Raw genomic sequence first — 17,388 nt, forward strand, 5'->3', positions numbered from 1 at the left:
GGGGCCATTGTCGAGCGGAACGGCGTAAAATATCGACAGGGAAGACTGTAAAAAAACCCTGACTCAGGGTTTATACGGTCACATCTTCAGCCGATATCCGATCCCCGGCTCGTTAACGATCAGAGTCGGCTGCGATGGATCGGCCTCAAGCTTTTGCCGCAACTGATTGACATAGACCCGCAGATAGGCGGTGTTATCGACATGCGCCGGTCCCCAGACCTTCAGCAGCAAGTCGCGATGGGTCAACAATCGATCCGGACTGCGGGCAAAGACCTCCAGCAATTCCCATTCCTTCTTCGACAGGCGCTGTTCCTCTCCCCCCCGAATGACGACACGGCGGGTCAGGTCGATCCGAACGCCCCCTGCTTCGATAACGGCGTCCGCCGCCTCCTTGGCTCCGCGTTGGCGCACAACGGCGCGAACACGGGCCATCAATTCGGCGATTCCGAATGGCTTGACCACATAATCGTTGGCACCGCGATCAAGCGCTTCGACCTTGTCGAGTTCCTCGGCCCGCACCGACAGCACGATAATCGGCACATCGGAGGATTCGCGTACCGCGCTGATCACCTCCTGGCCATCGAGATCGGGCAAACCGAGATCGAGAATCAACAGGTCTGGCGATTGCCCACGAGCGGCGGCGATCCCATCGGCAGCGGTTTCGGCTTCGATCACGTCGTAGCCGTTGGCCGAGAGCGAAATCCGCATGAACTTTCTGATCTGCGGTTCGTCGTCGATTACCAGAATACGCGTCATGCCGCTCCCTCTTTCGCCGTCAAATCAAGATCAGGAGGCAACGGCAAGTGAATGATGATGCAGGTTCCGGCCCCGTGCAATCCGGGTTCGGCCTTGATGGTACCGCCATGGGCCTCGATGATGCCACGACAGATCGCCAACCCAAGGCCAGTTCCAGCGGTCTGGCTGTCGGCGGCCTGAACCCGATAGAACATGTCGAACACCTTCTCCCTGTCTCCGGGAGGGATGCCCGGCCCCTGATCGGCAACTTCGATGGCGATATGGTCGGTGGCACGAACCGCCCAGACCTTGATCGTCGTGCCGGGCGGCGCGTATTTACAGGCATTGTCGAGCAGGTTGAAGAACACCTGTTCGATCAACACCGCATCGAGGCAAAGTAGCGGCATCTTGCTATCGATATCGACACGGATCGTGTGATGACGGGCCAGACGCCGGGTTCGCTTGACAGCGGCATCGACGATATCGTGGAGATCGACCCAATCGACCTTGGGCTTCAAGGCTCCCGACCCTAGCCGGGTCATGTCGAGCAGGTTCTGAACAAATCGGTTGAGCCGCTCCGCCTCATCCTGGATCGTCTGAGCCAGATCGAGGCGGCTGTTACTGTCCAGCGAATCGTCATAGCTGATCAGAGTCGAGGCTGCCCCCATGATCGACACCAGCGGCGTGCGCAAATCATGCGACAACGACGACAACAGCGCCGAACGCAGCCGTTCGCGCTCGGTGGCGACCTTCGCTTCTTCAATGTCGGCGACCAGAGTGGTGCGTTCGATCGCGACAGCGGCCTGATCGGCAAGGGTTTCAAGCAGACGGAGCTGGGCCGGAGACGGCGTGTCGGCTCCCTCGATCATCTGTACCCCTAACACCCCGATCGGCCCGCGCGCTGTTTTTAGCGGCAAAAACAGCCACTCCGCTGTCGGCAAAGTCGTCGATCCGCGTCCGGCCGGTTTGCCGTGGCTCCAAGCCCAATCGGCGGCGGCGGCGGATTTGTCGTCGATTTGATCCTCGGGCGGATAACCGGCGGCGATGGCCAACCCAACCGCGCCCGGCAGCAACGTCAACGATTTGCCATGAATGGTAACGGCGACATGATGCACTACCGCCCACAGCACGTCGTCCTGAGTCGCGGCGGCGGTAATCTTGCGCCCGAAATCATACAGATTAGTGGTGCGCCGGGCGTTTTCGCGGGTCGTTTCGATCTGCATCCGCAACCGCGCCGCCATATTGCTGATAATCACCGCCGCGATCAGAAAGAACACCACGGTCAGGATGTTCTTGCTGTCGGTGATTGCGAAGGTCAGCCTCGGCTCGGTGAAAAAGAAGTTGAAGCAAAAAAAGCTGGCGATCGAGGCGACGATACCGGGACGCAGGCCCGACCGCATGGCGACGATCATCACCGCCAGCAGATAGGCCACGGAGATGTTGGCGATCGGCAGCCACAGATCGATTAAAAAGCCCAGCCCGGTGGCAATTGCGGTCGCGATCAAGGCGAAGCCATATCCCAATCCAGTTCGCCAGCCGGATTGCGTGGGCACGGGAGGGGCGGATGGCGGTCGGGGCTTCTCATCGTCGTCGCGTCCGACCAGAATCACGGTAAACTCACCGGCCCGTTCGATCAGACGGTCAGTGACCGATTTGCCCCACCGCCCGAACCGGCCGCTTCGCCGGGCGCGTCCAACGACGATCTGGGTGCAATTGCGCTCGCGGGCATAGGTCAGGACGGTATCGGCAACATCGTCGCCTTGAAGCGTCGCGGTCTCGCCGCCCAATTGGGTCGCCAGCCGCATTGCCGCCGCCATCCGATCCTTTTCTGCCTCGGTAACGATGTGAGCAACAGCCGTTTCGACCGTCACCGCGACCCAGGCAGCCCCCCGACGTTCGGCGGCGCGCTTGGCGGCGCGAACCAGACGCTCGGCATCAACCTTCTCGTCGAAACAGACCAGGATACGTTCCCGCGCCGGCCAAGGGCCGGAAATGGCGTGGGCGCGCATGTAATCGACCATCTGTCGATCAACCCGCTCGGCGGCGTGGCGCAGCGCCAGCTCGCGCAACGCCGTCAGGGTGCCGGGCGTAAAGAAGCTGCGCATCGCCCGGCGCGCCTGCTCGGGCACATAGACCTTGCCCTCCTCCATCCGTTTGATCAGATCCTGCGGCGACAGGTCGATCACTTCGATCTCGTCGGCGGTGGCCAGAACACTGTCGGGCAGGGTTTCCCGGACCTTGACGCCGGAAATCTGCTCAACAACGTCGTTGATAGATTCCAGATGTTGGATGTTGAGAGTCGAATAGACATCGATCCCGGCCGCCAGCAATTCGTCGATGTCCTGCCAGCGTTTGACGTGGCGGGAACCGGGAATGTTGGTATGGGCCAGTTCGTCGATCAGGGCGATCTTGGGCCGCCGCCGCAACAGGGCGTCGATATCCATTTCGCGGAACGAACGCCCGCGATATTCGACCTGACGCTGGGGAAGGAGTTCGATTCCTTCGACCAGCGCTTCGGTCTCGCGTCGCCGGTGGGTCTCGACCACACCGGCGACGACATCCAGCCCCTCGCGCACCCGCTCATGGGCGGCTTGAAGCATCGCATAAGTCTTGCCGACACCGGGAGCGGCACCCAAAAAGATCTTCAGCCGCCCCCGTCCTTCCCGCTGGGCTTCGGCCAGCAGGGCTTCGGGAGAAGGACGGTTATCGCGGTCATCGGTCATAGAAACTCAGTTCACTTCATTGGCCAGCGTTCGTCCAGCGCCAGATTGAGGCGGAGCACATTGACTCGCGGCTCACCCAGAATGCCGAGCAAACGTCCCTCGATGTGCCGGATCATCAGGGCTTTCACGTCCTCGACCGGGGCATGGCGAACCTGGGCAATCCGGCCCGCCTGCCACAGCGCCGCAGCCGGGCTGATATCGGGATCGAGGCCGCTAGACGACGCCGTGACCAGATCGACCGGCACTGGTCCGGTCTGGTCGGGATGAGCGGCGCGAATCGTCGCAACCGCCTGCGTTACCCCATCGATCAAGGCTTGGCTGGAGGGGGCGAGATTGCTGCCGCCTGAACTGGCGGCATTATAGGGAGCCGACACCGTCTTGGTCGGATCGGCCGGGTCGGTGGCGACCGTCGCCGATGGACGCCCCCAGACATAGGCCGGGCCGGTGAAGCTTTGACCGATCAAGGCCGAGCCGACTACTTGGCCGCCCGATTCGATCAGGCTGCCTTTGGCCTGCCAGGGAAAAGCGATCTGGGCCAGGCCAGTAACGGTCAGCGGATAGGCCAGCCCGGTCAGGACGGTCATCGCCGCCACCATCACCAGAGCGGGACGAAGCTCTTTCAACATGTCATCTCTCCGTTCAGGCGAGGCCAAGGGCGGCAATCGCGAGATCGATCAGCTTGATCCCGGCGAAAGGAACGATCAGACCACCCAGCCCATAGATCAGCAGATTACGCTTCAACAGGGTCTCGGCGCTGGCGGGTCTGTAACGAACGCCTTTCAGCGCGAGCGGGATCAGGGCGATGATGATCAGGGCATTGAAGATAATCGCCGACAGAATCGCGCTTTGCGGGCTGGCGAGGTTCATCACGTTCAGCGCCTGAAGCTGCGGATACGAGGCAAGAAACAGCGCCGGAATGATCGCGAAATATTTCGCGACATCGTTGGCAATCGAGAAGGTGGTCAACGACCCTCGGCTCATCAGCAGTTGCTTGCCGATCATCACGATCTCGATCAGCTTGGTCGGATCGCTTTCCAGATCGACCATGTTGCCCGCTTCTCGTGCCGCCTGGGTGCCGGTGTTCATCGCCACGCCGACGTCGGCCTGAGCCAAAGCGGGCGCATCGTTGGAACCGTCGCCGCACATCGCCACCAGACGACCACCCTTTTGATACTCGCGGATCAGTTCCAGCTTCTTTTCCGGGGTCGCTTCGGCCAGGAAATCGTCAACCCCGGCCTCGGCGGCAATCGCGGCGGCGGTCAGCGGATTGTCGCCGGTGACCATCACCGTCTTGATTCCCATCGCCCGAAGGGTGGAAAAGCGCGCGCGGATGCCGGGCTTGATGATGTCCTTCAGATGGATCACCCCCAGCAGCCGATCCTCGCGGGCGACAACCAGCGGCGTTCCACCGGCCTTAGCCACCTTTTCCACCGACTGCACCAGATCGCGCGGCATGCCGCCCAGCGTGCGTCCAGTCTTGTTGGCGACATAAGCCGTAATCGAGTCTGTCGCGCCCTTGCGGATCTCGATCCCATCGATATCCACCCCGCTCATCCGGGTATGAGCCGAAAACGGAATGAAGCTCATCCGGGCCAGAGGCGGTTCGGACAGGGCAAAACGGGACAAGGCCAGAGCAACGATCGACTTCCCTTCCGGGGTCTCATCGGCCAGCGAGGCCAGAAACGCCGCCTCGGCCAGATCGCGCTCATTGACGGTCGAGAGCGGCAGAAATTCAGCCGCCTGACGCGCCCCCAGGGTGATGGTGCCGGTCTTGTCGAGCAGCAGCACGTCGATGTCGCCCGCCGCCTCGACCGAACGGCCCGACTTGGCGATAACATTGAACGTCACCAGCCGATCCATCCCGGCAATGCCGATCGCCGACAGCAGACCGCCGATGGTGGTCGGGATCAGGGTCACGAACAGAGCGATCAGAAACACCATCGGGATCGTCGTACCGGACCAAGAGGCAAAGGCCGGGAGTGTCGCGACGACGATCAGAAAAATCAGGCTCATCCCCACCAGAAGGATGGTCAGCGCGATCTCATTGGGAGTCTTTTGCCGCTTGGCCCCTTCGACCAGGGCGATCATCCGGTCCAGGAACGACTGCCCCGGATCGGCGGTAATCCGCACCACGATCCGGTCTGACACGACACGGGTACCGCCGGTCACCGCCGAACGGTCGCCGCCGGATTCGCGAATGACCGGAGCGGATTCGCCCGTGATGGCGCTTTCATCGATGGTGGCGATCCCCGCCACCACGTCGCCATCGCCGGGAATGGTATCTCCAGCCTCGCACACCACCAGATCGCCGACGCGCAGGCGTTCCGCGGGAACGTCATGGGAATTGGCGGAATCGATCGATGCGATCTGGTGAGCGATCGTGCCGGTGCGGGTGCCGCGCAAAGACGCAGCCTGAGCTTTGCCGCGCCCTTCGGCAATCGCTTCGGCAAAGTTGGCAAACAGCACGGTAAACCACAGCCAGGCTGAGATCTGGGCCATCACCGCGACGTGAGGCTGACTGATGTCTTTCACGGTCAGGATCGTGGCGAACAGCGCGACCAGGGCGGTCGCGAACATCACCGGATTGCGGATCAGCTGGCGAGGATCGAGCTTGAGCACGGCTTCGCCGGCAGCGCGGGACAGGATCGCGCCATCGAACAGCGCCAGGGATTGGGGACGATGGATACTCATCGCAGCACCTTTTCTTAGAACAGGATTCCGGCCGCGAGCATCAGATGCTCAACGATCGGACCCAGCGCCAGGACGGGGAAGAAGGTCAGGCCACCCACCACCAGAATGACGCTGGTCAGCAGGCCGACGAACAATCCGCCATGAGAGGGGAATGTTCCGACCGAGGCAGGAACGGTCTTCTTCGCGGCCAAGGCTCCGGCGATAGCCAGCGCCGGGATGATCACGATAAAGCGGCCCAGCAGCATTGCGAACGCAAGCAAGCTGTTGTGGAGAACGGTGTTCGCGCCAAAACCAGCGAAGGCCGAGCCGTTATTGGCCGTTGCCGAGACATAGGCGTAAAGCAGTTCGGACAATCCGTGCGGACCTCCGGCCGGGATCGCGGCGGAACCGCCCAGCAAGGCGACCGCCCCCAGTCCCAAGGCGGAAACGGGGAAGATCAGGGTAGCCATCACCGCCAGCTTGACTTCTTTGGCCTCGATCTTCTTGCCGAGATATTCCGGGGTGCGGCCGACCATCAGGCCAGCGATGAACATCGTGTGGATGACGAAGATAATGATGCCGTAAAAGCCAGCACCAACACCACCGATGACAATTTCGCCCAGCATCATGTTGATCAGCGGCACCATCCCCGCCAGCGGCATCAGGCTGTCATGCATCGCGTTGACCGCGCCGCAGCTTGCCGCCGTGGTGACGACCGCGAACAAAGACGACAGGGCAATTCCGAAACGGACTTCCTTGCCTTCCAGGCTACCGGCCAGCGTCGGGTCAATCCCTAGGGCGGCCATCGCCGGATTGCCCTGAGCCTCAGCCCAATACGTCACGGTAATCCCCAGGACGAACAGGGTTCCCATCGCGCCAAACAAAGCCCAGCCCTGACGGGTGTCTCCAACCATCCGGCCGAAAGAGTTGGTCAAACCGGCACCAATGGCGAGAATCGACACCATGTGGATCAGATTGACCAGAGCGGTGGGATTTTCAAACGGGTGAGAGGCGTTGACGTTGAAGAACCCGCCGCCATTGGTGCCGAGATGCTTAATCATCATCTGGCTGGCAACCGGCCCCTGGGCGATCGTCTGCTTGATACCCTCCAGGGTATTGACGTCAACCGAGGCCAGCAGAGTCTGCGGCACCCCCTGCCAGACCAGAATCATCGCTCCGACCATGCAGATCGGCAGCAGCAGATAAAGAACGGCACGGGTTAAATCGACATAGAAATTACCGATGGCGCGGGCGTTGTGACGGGCAAATCCCCGGATCAGCGCCACCGCGACGGCAATTCCGGTCGCCGCCGAAACGAAGTTCTGAACGGTCAGACCCGCCATCTGCACCAGATGGCTCATCGTGGTTTCGCCGCCGTAAGACTGCCAGTTGGTGTTGGTGATGAAGCTGATCGCAGTATTGAAGGCAAGGTCGGGAGGCACCGCTCCCATCTCTGCCGGATTGAGCGGCAACACGCCCTGAAGGCGCTGCAAGCTATAAAGCAGCACTGCCCCGGCCAGATTAAAGGCCAACAGCGACAGAGCGTAACGGCTCCAATGCTGCTCGGCGGCAGGATCAATCCCGCCCAAGCGGTACAGGCCACGTTCGACCGGAGCCAGCACCGGGGTTAACAGAACCCTCTCGCCGGAAAAGAGTCGCGACATGAAGCCGCCCAGGATTGGCGTCAGCCCGACGATCAGGGCGATAAAAATCAGAATTTGGAGGATGCCGTTGGCGTCCATTCCATCCTCCTAGAAACGTTCGGGGCGGATCAGCGCCACGCCCAGATAGCCCAGCAGGCCAAGGGCGGCGATCGCGCCAAGGATCAGGTCGAAGGACATAGGAAGCGCCTTTTACTAAAGATGGTCGCAAGCGCGAACAAAAAGCGCGCAAAGGGAGAAAAACGCCAGGGTGGCGATCAAAAATACGACGTCGAGCATCGGGACTCTCCGATAGGGGTTCCGCGAGGTGCATTCCCTACCCCCCTTCGACATCAGCGCGCCATGCGGAAGGGTGTAAAGAAACCATAAAGATGAAAAAATTCAGATCAGGACGAATAAAGATACAATAAATAATCAAGAAGGATTTCTTACGAAATTAAAGATAAGATTAATGAGTAAAACCCGATGCTAAAATTTTACAAGAAAAGTGATATTATCAAATCAACAAATCACTATTAAATAAACTTCATGAATTAAGGAGATAAAAGATGAGGTATGCATCCTTATCTATTGCCGCCCTTTTGGCCCTTGGATTGAGTGCATGCACCGGACCTGCTGGACCGCAAGGCGTGCAGGGCAATACCGGCTACACAGGCGCTACTGGCGCAGCCGGACAACAGGGGAACACAGGTAACACCGGCTATACCGGCGCTCAGGGCGAAACCGGGAATCAGGGCAACACCGGCTATACCGGCATGCAGGGCGAACCCGGCGATCCGGGAGCCGCTGGCCGTCCGGGAAACCGGGGCAACACAGGCGCGACAGGCGCACAGGGTGGCACGGTTGTGGTCGTTCCCTCCAACCGCTGATCCAGAACACCAAACAGCCGGAGACGGCATAAGCCGTCTCCGGCTGTTTGCCGTATCATTGATAATATAATCGATAAAATTGGCTGAGACGGAAATTCCGCCTCAGCCAAAATTTAATTTGAATACTTGAATTCAGGCAGGCTCTTCAGATTTTCCTTGGTGGCATCGCGAAGCAGGATCTTCTTATCGCGCACTTCAAGTGCGCTATAAGGCACAACGACATACTTCGACCCTACGCCGAGAAAACCACCGACTGACAACACGGCAAAGGGAACGGTCTCGCTGGGGGTCACGATCAGATCGTCAATCTTGCCCACCACCTGATCCGACTCATTGAAAACGGCGCTGCCTACGACCTTGGAGGTCCGATAACCGGTAGCTACGGTCTTGAAATCGACCTTGAGCAAACCAAGCGTCTGCGGCGTTCCCTGGGACATCGCCTGACCGCCCAGAGTTACCGAGAAAACAGCAACCGCTGTCATCAGCTTCATGAAATTTCTCATGTCGTCTCCATTGTTAATGTGGCGATCAAAGCCATACCGAGCCGTCATATAGATGCGACGATTCTCAATCTGATTCTTCCCAGCCCACGAATATAATTAGGTTTTTTTCTGACTTAACATCACGATCGATATATTGATTCCATGTCGTATCGCCATTGTATTGATCGATCATCGCATCGGGAACAGATCTGGCCCGCCCCGTCGGGCCTCCGCCTTGATCTGTATTCATGCCAGCCTCCCTTTCATTGCCGTCGCCATCCGGAAACCATCAATCCGGACAAGGCAATCCAATTGCATTGGATGGAACCGCCAACACCGGCAATACAAACCGCCGTCAACGACGAATAAATTATCATAATTAACAACTAATTTAATTATCGGAAAATACTCAAAATAATTAAAGCAGCTAAATTCAACCTCAATTATCAAAAATTGAGGATATAAGATAACAAAATTCAAAGACAATTATTACTCATATACTTAAGGATGGTTGGGTATATTCCGAGTCTACACAAAAAAATAATTTTCATACATTGTTACGATAAGTTATTTATTGGATGAAATATAAAACTTAAAGAGTATTTATTTAAAATAAATCGTATTATTAAAATAAAATTTCCAAAAATACGATTAAATATGATTAACGAATATGCTTTAAGAAATACGTCAAAAAGGAATGAGTCATGATTAATCACAACAAATACTTCAGAAATGCTATCAGCATTGCTGCCGTTACAGTCATGGTATCTGGCTGCACGGTTTTTTCGGGCCGGGAAACTACAGGCGAGTACGTCGATGACGCCACCGTTACCACCCGAGTCAACGCTCAAATCATCAATGATTCATCGTTGAGAGCGTCTCAGATCAGTGTCGAGACAATGCAAGATGTCGTTCAGTTAAGCGGTTTCGTTGATTCGGCTAAGGCGAAGGAACGGGCTGGAGAAATCGCACGAAATACTGAAGGCGTTCGCTCCGTCAGAAACAACATCATCGTTCGATAGAGCCAGTTCGAGCCCCGATCTTAAATCAGACCGATGAGGACGATCATGGCAATCAAATCAAAACTGATGATAGCGGTTACGTCTCTTTCCATCGCTCTTTTATCAACAGTTCCGGCTTCCAGTCAGGATCGGCCCCCAGGCTGCGCCCCTGGCGATCGGATCGACGCATCGTCGATCGAAGCGGCACAAGGAAAAATAAAAAAAGCAGGTTACCGCCAAATCAGCAGTCTCAAGAAAGGGTGCGACAATTTCTGGCACGGAACCGCAGTCCGAGATGGACAGACAATCCATATCGTCCTGACACCAAAAGGAGAAGTCATCGTCGAAGGGAATTAAGCCACCCTATCGATTTACCGGGGGTGGCCAGACACACCTTCGTTTCAAAGGAGCTGGCGCCATGTATAGCGGCATTCTGCTGATCACACTGGTTCTGCTGCTGATCGGATCGCGGCAAGGCGGATTGTCTGGACGCCCCAGCGAAAGGTGGAACTCACCGCACTGAGTTCCCCTTGAGCGCAAACGGAATGAAAGCGTTCCGGTGCCTCTTGCCCCCCTCTTGCCAAGGAGCTTCGTCATGGATCTGCACACCCTTCCGATCGAACCGATCGTCGCCCTGGTCGCCGGAATCGTCATACTGGTCCAACCGGGGCTGCTCAACTACATCGTAGCGATCTACCTGATCATCATAGGGGTAATTGGATTAGCACCCAGGCTATTCTAGAGTTTGATAAGGTACTACAACCTGAGTATATTCCGATCCTGTCGGTACTACCTATAGATTAATATTATAAAGGTGATCTTGAACCACAGGTCGTCATGCCGACACAAAAACCAGATCAGCCGTCCCAGCGCTTCGAACGTCTCTGTAGCACGCTGATTTCGTCAGCGACACGGCGAATAGCCGCCTCAACGCAAAACCTGAAATCATCGTCCCCCAAGAGGCCCTTGCCATGACCTTCAACCGCAGAGACATACCGAACCCACCAAAAGACATCCGGCCGCAGACAAAACTGGCATTGGATGCGATCGCGCCCACTCTAACTGTCGAGGATGCGCAACGCCTGGTTCACGAATTGCGCGTCCACCAGATTGAACTGGAGAGCCAGAACGAAGCCCTTCAGGATGCCCGGCACGAATCCGAAGAAGCCCTGGCCCGCTATACTGAATTATACGATTTCGCGCCGGTTGGATATGTCACTCTGGATCGGAACGGCTTGATCAAGCGGGCCAACCGCGCCGCCATCGCGTTGCTGAGAACAACGCCGGAGTTGAGCGCGTCGCAGCGGCTTGGAGCATTCGTCGCCGATGAGTCTTTGCCGGACTTCACCTCGTTCCTCGAACGGATTCTCAGCGGAAAAGACACCGAACACTGCGAAGTGGCTCTGAAATCAGGGGAAAGAGAACCGAACGACGTCGTTATTCTGGAGGGTCTTGCCGACATTACCGGCCAGGACTGCATCGTGGCGATGGTCAACATCACCGAACGCAAACGCGCCCAGGACGCCCTCCTCCGCGCCAAGGAGATAGCGGAACGGGCCACCTCGGCCAAGTCACGCTTTCTTGCCGCCGCCAGCCACGATTTGCGCCAACCCCTGCAAACCCTCTACCTGATCTGCGGCGTCATGGCGCGCCGATTCGACGACCCCCGGCTGCGCGAGTTGCTCGCCAGCCAGGACCAAGCGCTGGACGTAATGTCGGGAATGTTGAACACCCTGCTCGACATCAACCAGATCGACGCCGGCCTCACCACCCCCCAGCCGATCGGTTTTCGGATCGCCGTCCTGCTTGAACGGCTTGAACGAGATTTCGCCTTTCATGCCGGAACAGGAGGCAACACTTGGCGGGTTGTGAGCTCGCACCTCTTCGTGCACAGCGACCCCAAAATTCTTGAGCAAATTCTGCGTAATCTGCTGTCAAACGCCTTCAAATACACCCACCATGGTAAGGTTCTGCTGGGCTGCCGCCGCCGGGGCAATCACCTGAGTATCGAGGTTTGCGATACCGGCATCGGCATCGCCGAGAACCAGATCGACTCGATCTTCAATGAATTCGTTCAGATCGAAACCCCGTCTGACCGGCAAAATTGCGGTCTTGGCCTGGGACTTTCCATTGTAAAAAGAGAAGTTGAGCTGCTCGGTCACACCCTGAAGGTGCGCTCGCAACCCGGACGAGGATCGGTCTTTTCGATCGAAGTGCCCCTGGCCGAGGCTGAAACTCCTATCACCGTACCCGGTCTACCGCCGTTCGAAAGTATGAACGCCGCGATCCGTCAACGCCGAATCCTGGTGGTCGAAGACGACATCGCCATCAGTTCGATGATGAACTCTCTGTTTACCGCTGAGGGAGCGACGGTAACGGTCACCTCCAACGCGGCAACCGCGATCAGCCTGGCCGCCGTATCCCCCCGAGCGTTCGATCTGGTCGTCACCGACTATACCTTGCGCGATGGCCCGACTGGACTGGACCTTATCTCCAGATTGCGGACCACAGAACAGCCCGATCTTCCGGTGATTTTACTGACCGGAGACATCTCGACCACCACCTTGCGCAAGATCGGGACTCACACCGGCTGCATCCACATGACGAAGCCGGTCTCGACGACCCAATTGCTGCACGCGGCGGGAGTTCTGCTATCGCGGACACAACGGCCGGGAACGGACGCCCGGTCGATGGGACCAACGATATTCGTGATCGACGATGACGAGGCCTTGCGCCAGACGATGGGAGCGCTCTTGACAGAAGAAGGCCGGTCGGTCGAGAGCTACCCCAACGCCGAAGCCTTTCTGAACGCAGTCGGCTCCACCCGCGAGGGGTGCCTGCTGGTCGATGCCGTAATGCCCGGCATGGGGGGGCTGGAATTGCTGAAGCATTTACGCAGCCAAAACCGCAGGCTCCCAGCTATTGTGATGACCGGACACGGCGACATAACGATGGCGGTTACCGCCATGAAGGCTGGCGCGACTGATTTCGTCTCGAAACCACTTGACCCCGAAGGGTTGCTGGCCGCCGTCGATCGGGCGCTGGAACAGGGACAGGATCTGGCGACCGAGAGCATCCGCCGCAACGACGCGATCGAACGGATGTCGAGTCTGACTCCACGCGAATACGACGTTCTCGAACAATTGCTGGCCGGTCACCGCAACAAGACGATCGCTCACTGCCTGGGCATCAGTCAGCGCACCGTCGAGAATCACCGCGCTTCGGTGATGCGCAAAACCAAGTCGAAAGCCCTGCTCGACCTGCTGCGCACCGTCATCGACGCCAATCGGAGCACTTAGAGCATCGTGCGTCAAACCTGATGCACGATGCTCTTGCCGCCATTGCGGCGGCCGAATGCCCGGAGGGCACGCCCGACGAGGGACATATATGAATCAATCCCCTAAAGCGTAATACCCATAGAATGCATCGCGCCTTAGGTTTCGGCTCGCACCACGAACGCAATCTGGGCGGGGCCGTGGCGACGGCTGTCGGCAAGCGTAAACCCTGCGGGGGGGACGAAATCCTCGTCCGCCGCCACCTCGACCACCGCCAGCGCTCCAGACGCTAACCAGCCCGCCGCCGCCAGAGCGGCCAACGCCGGAGCAGCCAACCCGCCATGATAAGGCGGATCGAGAAAAGCCAGGGTACAGGCGGCTTCGGCGGCGGGTGGGTGGATGGCATCGGCCCGGATCAGCCGCGTTCGCGCCTCCTCCCGCAAGGTCTCGACATTGGCGCGCACCGAAGCCAGAGACTGAGGGTGGATGTCCATGAACCACGCCCGCGCCGCGCCGCGCGACAAGGCTTCCAGTCCCAAGGCCCCCGACCCGGCGAAGGCGTCGATCACCGTGGCCCCCTCCAGATCGACCAGATCGGAATGGGCCAGGATGTCGAACAGCGCCTGACGCACCCGGTCTGCGGTCGGGCGGGCCGTCAGGCCAGACGGCGCGACCAGACGGCGGCCCTTATGGCTTCCGGCGACGATTCGCATCGGCATTCCCCTTGCCCCCGGCGCGCCGGTCGGGCGCGGCCTTCTTCCTCTGATCCTGCTCCTTCAGCCGCTCCTCCTTTTCCCGCTCTCCGGCGGGACGGGAATCAGCCTTGGGGCGAAGCACCGGCTTGGCTCCGCCGGTCTGCTCACGCAGCACCTTACCCGGCACCTCGTCAACAGCCCGTTCCTCCAGCGTGCCGAGTTGGAACGGCCCATAGGCGACACGAATCAGCCGGGTCACCGGCCAACCAAGGTAATCCATCACCCGACGGATCTCGCGATTCTTACCTTCATGCAGCGATACGGTCAGCCAGGCATTGGCCCCCTGCTGGCGGTCCAGCGTTGCCTTGATCGAGCCATAGGCCTGCCCCTCGACAGTAACGCCCCGATCCAACCGTTGCAGCGCGACCGGATCGACCTCGCCATGGACGCGAACGCGATAACGCCGCACCCAGCCGTTGGACGGCAATTCCATCTTGCGCGCCAGGGCGCCGTCATTGGTCAGCAGCAGCAACCCCTCGGAATTGAGATCGAGCCTTCCGACCGAAACGACGCGGGGCAGATCGGCGGGAAGAGTCTCGAACACCGTCCGGCGCCCCTCGGGATCGCGGTGAGTGGTGACCAGCCCCGCCGGTTTGTGATAGCGCCACAACCGGGTGCGTTCCGGTTCGGCGACCGGCTGGCCGTCAACCAGAATCAGATCGGCCGCGCCGACGACGCAGGCCGGGCTGTCCAGCACCACGCCGTTGACCGCGACCCGCCGGTCGGCGATCCAGCGTTCGGCGTCACGGCGCGAGCACAGACCGGCGCGGGCCAGTCGCTTGGCGATCCGCTCTCCGGCCGGAGCCGGGCTGATGATTTCGTCCTGCTCATCGGTCATTGTCTTGCCGCCTCCACCAAAGCCGCCAGCACTTTGCCGTCGGCCGGGCCAATCAAAAATTCGGGATGCCATTGCACCCCGATGCAAAAACGCCGGTCGGGCGCCTCGATTCCCTCGATTACCCCGTCGGGAGCGACGGCATCGACGATACAGCCGCGAGCCACCTGCTTTACCGCCTGATGATGGGCGGAATTGACGGCGATCCGTCCCGTTCCGACAATCGCGGCCAGCCGGGTTCCGGCGACGATTTCGATCTCGTGCCCCGGCTCGGTGCGGGGGGTGGACTGTTCATGAGCCAGCGCATCCTCCACCTCGTCAGGAATGTGCTGGATCAACGAACCGCCCAGAGCGACGTTCAGCAATTGCTGGCCGCCACAGATCCCGAGGATCGGCAGATCACGGGCCAACGCGCCGGTCAAGATCCGCAATTCGAATGCTGTCCGGGTCGCGTTGAGAGTAACGGCCGGGTGACAGCTATCGGCCCCGAACAATGCCGGATCGACGTCGAACGCACCACCCGAAACGATCAGGGCGTCAAGGCGGTCGAGATAGTCTTCGGCTAGATCGGGATGATGCGGTAAAGGCTGGGGCAAACCGCCAACGGCGGCAACTGATTCGCAATAATTGCAACGCAATGCGTACCACGGCATCTTTGAGTAGCCGCCGGGCTGCTCGCTATCGAGAGTAATGCCGATAATCGGTCGTCGACTCGTTGTCAAAGCTGTTCCTTGGGCTTGGGGCAGCCCTCCTATACCTTTCCGTCCACGCCGAAGCCATGGTAAAGCGACGGAATGAACGGCTTCATGCAGATTGCCCTGGCCGAGGCCGAGGCCGCCGCCGCCCGCGCCGAAGTGCCGGTCGGAGCCGTATTGGTCCGAAACGGACAGATCCTGGCCATCGCCGGAAACCGGGTCGAGGAATTATCCGATCCCACCGCCCACGCCGAGATTCTGGCGATCCGCGCCGCCGCCGCCGAACGGGGCGGACGATTAGAGGGCTGCGACCTTTACGTAACGCTGGAGCCTTGCCCGATGTGTGCGGCGGCGATTGCCCTGGCCCGAATTCGGCGAGTCTATTTCGGCGCTTACGACCCCAAGGGCGGCGGCATCGATCACGGCGCCCGCGTGTTCGACCATCCAACCTGCCATCACCGCCCCGAAATCTATGGCGGTCTCGACGAGAGACGCTCGGCGGCACTCTTGCGCGACTTCTTCCGAGCCAGACGATAAACGAAAAAACGATTACACACCCTATATTAAGAATATTTTCACAAAATCAGATCGATTAACAATTGTCATTGCCGAAGCAATGACAGCAAGAACTAAAATATCCTCACGTCACATGACGGAGGAAAAGCCATGTCCGAATCCACGATCGAGACGAAATGCGACTGTAACCGTCGCGATTTCCTGACGACCGCGACAATAGGACTGGGCGCGGCCGGTCTGGCGGCAACGGCAATCCCGCTGGTTGACAGCATGAACCCAGCCGCCGACACCCAAGCCATCAGCACGGTTGAAGTTGACCTGTCCCAAATTGCGGTCGGTCAATCCGTAACCGTCACTTGGCGCGGACGCCCGGTCTTCATCCGCCACCGCACCCCGGAGGAAATCGCCCAGGCCGTCAAGGATGATTCCGTTTCCCTGCGCGATCAGCAAACCGACGCCGTTCGGGTCCAACGCCCCGATTGGCTCATCGTCGTCGGCATCTGCACTCATCTTGGATGCATCCCTCTCGGACAGAAGCCCGGCGAACCGCGCGGCGAGTTCGGCGGCTGGTTCTGCCCCTGCCATGGGTCGCAATACGACACGTCGGGGCGCGCCCGCAAAGGCCCCGCTCCGAGCAATCTTGTCGTTCCCCCTTACGCCTTTGTCACCGACACCCAGGTCAAGATCGGATGAACCGTCTTGCCCACCTGTCTATTTTTTGGAGACCTTAATCGAATGAGTTCGGCTCTTATCGCTATTCCCTCGGATCTTCCGGGGGGACTTGAGGCCCAGGTCAGCGCCCATTTCGGCCAGTGCGATCTTTTTACCCTCGTGCGGGTCGAAAACGGGGCCGTTGCCGACGTGACGACCTTGCATGGGGTCGATCATGCCGAAGGGGGCTGCATGGTTCCCGTCCGCTTGCTGGCAGATCATGGGGTAACGGCGATGATCGCTACGGGGATGGGAATGCGGCCCCTGATGGGGTTTCAATCAGCCAACATCGCCGTTTATCGTCACGTCGGCGCGGAAAATGTCGGATCGGCGCTGCAAGCCCTCCTTGATGGAAACGCCGAAGCGTTCGCCCCGGCCTCGGCCTGCAACGGGCACTAACCTTTGTCCCGGTGAGTTCAGATCATCGATCGAGAGCGGACGGCTTGTCCCAACGGACAGA

General features: G+C 59.1%; 19 protein-coding genes. 8 read left to right on the plus strand and 11 right to left on the minus strand.

Annotated features, from left to right (window positions below):
- Window positions 1-78 precede the first annotated feature (78 nt).
- The 6 genes from PHAMO_RS13430 to kdpF are packed head-to-tail and all read right to left on the minus strand — an operon-like array spanning window position 79 to window position 7,969.
- On the minus strand, window positions 79-756 hold the full coding sequence (locus PHAMO_RS13430) for a response regulator (RefSeq protein WP_002730095.1): 678 nt from the start codon (window positions 754-756) through the stop codon (window positions 79-81).
- Window positions 753-3,458 (minus strand): sensor histidine kinase, encoded by a 2,706-nt coding sequence (locus PHAMO_RS13435; RefSeq protein WP_002730097.1) that lies wholly within the window; start codon window positions 3,456-3,458, stop codon window positions 753-755. Before PHAMO_RS13435 ends, PHAMO_RS13430 begins: the two co-directional genes overlap by 4 nt.
- 11 nt (window positions 3,459-3,469) lie before the next feature.
- Entirely contained in the window at window positions 3,470-4,084 is a 615-nt protein-coding gene (gene kdpC, locus PHAMO_RS13440) for a potassium-transporting ATPase subunit KdpC (RefSeq protein ID WP_002730099.1), read from the minus strand.
- Between the two features lie 13 nt (window positions 4,085-4,097).
- A complete protein-coding gene (kdpB, locus tag PHAMO_RS13445; protein WP_002730100.1) occupies window positions 4,098-6,149 on the minus strand; it encodes a potassium-transporting ATPase subunit KdpB in 2,052 nt (683 codons plus the stop codon).
- A 14-nt stretch (window positions 6,150-6,163) separates the two neighbouring features.
- Window positions 6,164-7,870: a potassium-transporting ATPase subunit KdpA gene (gene kdpA, locus PHAMO_RS13450; protein ID WP_002730101.1), complete on the minus strand. Its 1,707-nt coding sequence runs from the start codon at window positions 7,868-7,870 to the stop codon at window positions 6,164-6,166.
- 9 nt (window positions 7,871-7,879) lie between these two features.
- The gene (kdpF, locus tag PHAMO_RS13455; RefSeq protein ID WP_002730102.1) at window positions 7,880-7,969 is read right to left on the minus strand and encodes a K(+)-transporting ATPase subunit F; all 90 of its coding nucleotides are present in this window, start codon (window positions 7,967-7,969) and stop codon (window positions 7,880-7,882) included.
- A 368-nt stretch (window positions 7,970-8,337) separates the two neighbouring features.
- On the opposite strand from kdpF, the gene PHAMO_RS20235 reads away from it, so the two are divergent.
- A complete protein-coding gene (locus tag PHAMO_RS20235) occupies window positions 8,338-8,658 on the plus strand; it encodes a collagen-like protein (RefSeq protein ID WP_002730103.1) in 321 nt (106 codons plus the stop codon).
- A gap of 113 nt (window positions 8,659-8,771) precedes the next feature.
- Here PHAMO_RS20235 and PHAMO_RS13465 read toward each other — a convergent pair whose 3' ends face one another.
- Both PHAMO_RS13465 and PHAMO_RS19530 read right to left on the minus strand, forming a co-directional pair.
- A complete protein-coding gene (locus PHAMO_RS13465) occupies window positions 8,772-9,161 on the minus strand; it encodes a PRC-barrel domain-containing protein (protein WP_002730104.1) in 390 nt (129 codons plus the stop codon).
- A gap of 64 nt (window positions 9,162-9,225) precedes the next feature.
- On the minus strand, window positions 9,226-9,390 hold the full coding sequence (locus tag PHAMO_RS19530) for a hypothetical protein (protein ID WP_155801806.1): 165 nt from the start codon (window positions 9,388-9,390) through the stop codon (window positions 9,226-9,228).
- Between the two features lie 454 nt (window positions 9,391-9,844).
- Here PHAMO_RS19530 and PHAMO_RS13470 point away from each other — a divergent pair, with 454 nt between their 5' ends.
- From PHAMO_RS13470 to PHAMO_RS13475, 4 genes are all read left to right on the plus strand, one after another.
- Window positions 9,845-10,162, plus strand: a complete 318-nt coding sequence (locus PHAMO_RS13470) for a BON domain-containing protein (RefSeq protein WP_002730106.1) — start codon at window positions 9,845-9,847, stop codon at window positions 10,160-10,162.
- Window positions 10,163-10,207: 45 nt separating this feature from the next.
- Window positions 10,208-10,498, plus strand: coding sequence for a hypothetical protein (locus PHAMO_RS19535; protein ID WP_002730108.1), 291 nt, complete (start codon window positions 10,208-10,210; stop codon window positions 10,496-10,498).
- Between the two features lie 238 nt (window positions 10,499-10,736).
- Window positions 10,737-10,883 carry a DUF3096 domain-containing protein gene (locus tag PHAMO_RS19085; RefSeq protein ID WP_002730109.1) on the plus strand — a complete coding sequence of 49 codons (147 nt, stop codon included), beginning with the start codon at window positions 10,737-10,739 and terminating at the stop codon, window positions 10,881-10,883.
- A gap of 229 nt (window positions 10,884-11,112) precedes the next feature.
- The gene (locus tag PHAMO_RS13475) at window positions 11,113-13,440 is read left to right on the plus strand and encodes a response regulator (protein WP_051002432.1); all 2,328 of its coding nucleotides are present in this window, start codon (window positions 11,113-11,115) and stop codon (window positions 13,438-13,440) included.
- A 134-nt stretch (window positions 13,441-13,574) separates the two neighbouring features.
- Here the strand turns inward: PHAMO_RS13475 and rsmD are convergent, their stop codons facing one another.
- The 3 genes from rsmD to PHAMO_RS13490 are packed head-to-tail and all read right to left on the minus strand — an operon-like array spanning window position 13,575 to window position 15,659.
- Window positions 13,575-14,129, minus strand: coding sequence for a 16S rRNA (guanine(966)-N(2))-methyltransferase RsmD (rsmD, locus tag PHAMO_RS13480; protein ID WP_040567230.1), 555 nt, complete (start codon window positions 14,127-14,129; stop codon window positions 13,575-13,577).
- Window positions 14,104-15,009 (minus strand): pseudouridine synthase, encoded by a 906-nt coding sequence (locus PHAMO_RS13485; protein ID WP_004156686.1) that lies wholly within the window; start codon window positions 15,007-15,009, stop codon window positions 14,104-14,106. The genes rsmD and PHAMO_RS13485 overlap by 26 nt, the downstream gene beginning before the upstream one ends.
- Window positions 15,006-15,659, minus strand: coding sequence for a gamma-glutamyl-gamma-aminobutyrate hydrolase family protein (locus tag PHAMO_RS13490; protein ID WP_004156700.1), 654 nt, complete (start codon window positions 15,657-15,659; stop codon window positions 15,006-15,008). Before PHAMO_RS13490 ends, PHAMO_RS13485 begins: the two co-directional genes overlap by 4 nt.
- Before the next feature lie 153 nt (window positions 15,660-15,812).
- Between PHAMO_RS13490 and PHAMO_RS13495 the strand changes: the two genes are divergently transcribed.
- From PHAMO_RS13495 to PHAMO_RS13505, 3 genes are all read left to right on the plus strand, one after another.
- A complete protein-coding gene (locus PHAMO_RS13495; RefSeq protein ID WP_004156704.1) occupies window positions 15,813-16,238 on the plus strand; it encodes a nucleoside deaminase in 426 nt (141 codons plus the stop codon).
- Between the two features lie 129 nt (window positions 16,239-16,367).
- Entirely contained in the window at window positions 16,368-16,910 is a 543-nt protein-coding gene (petA, locus tag PHAMO_RS13500) for a ubiquinol-cytochrome c reductase iron-sulfur subunit (RefSeq protein ID WP_004156711.1), read from the plus strand.
- A gap of 42 nt (window positions 16,911-16,952) precedes the next feature.
- Window positions 16,953-17,327, plus strand: a complete 375-nt coding sequence (locus tag PHAMO_RS13505; RefSeq protein ID WP_004156712.1) for a NifB/NifX family molybdenum-iron cluster-binding protein — start codon at window positions 16,953-16,955, stop codon at window positions 17,325-17,327.
- Window positions 17,328-17,388 lie beyond the last annotated feature (61 nt).

Origin of the sequence: Magnetospirillum molischianum DSM 120 (genome assembly GCF_000294655.1) — a bacterium.
In the GTDB taxonomy this organism is placed as follows: Bacteria; Pseudomonadota; Alphaproteobacteria; order Rhodospirillales; family Magnetospirillaceae; genus Phaeospirillum; species Phaeospirillum molischianum.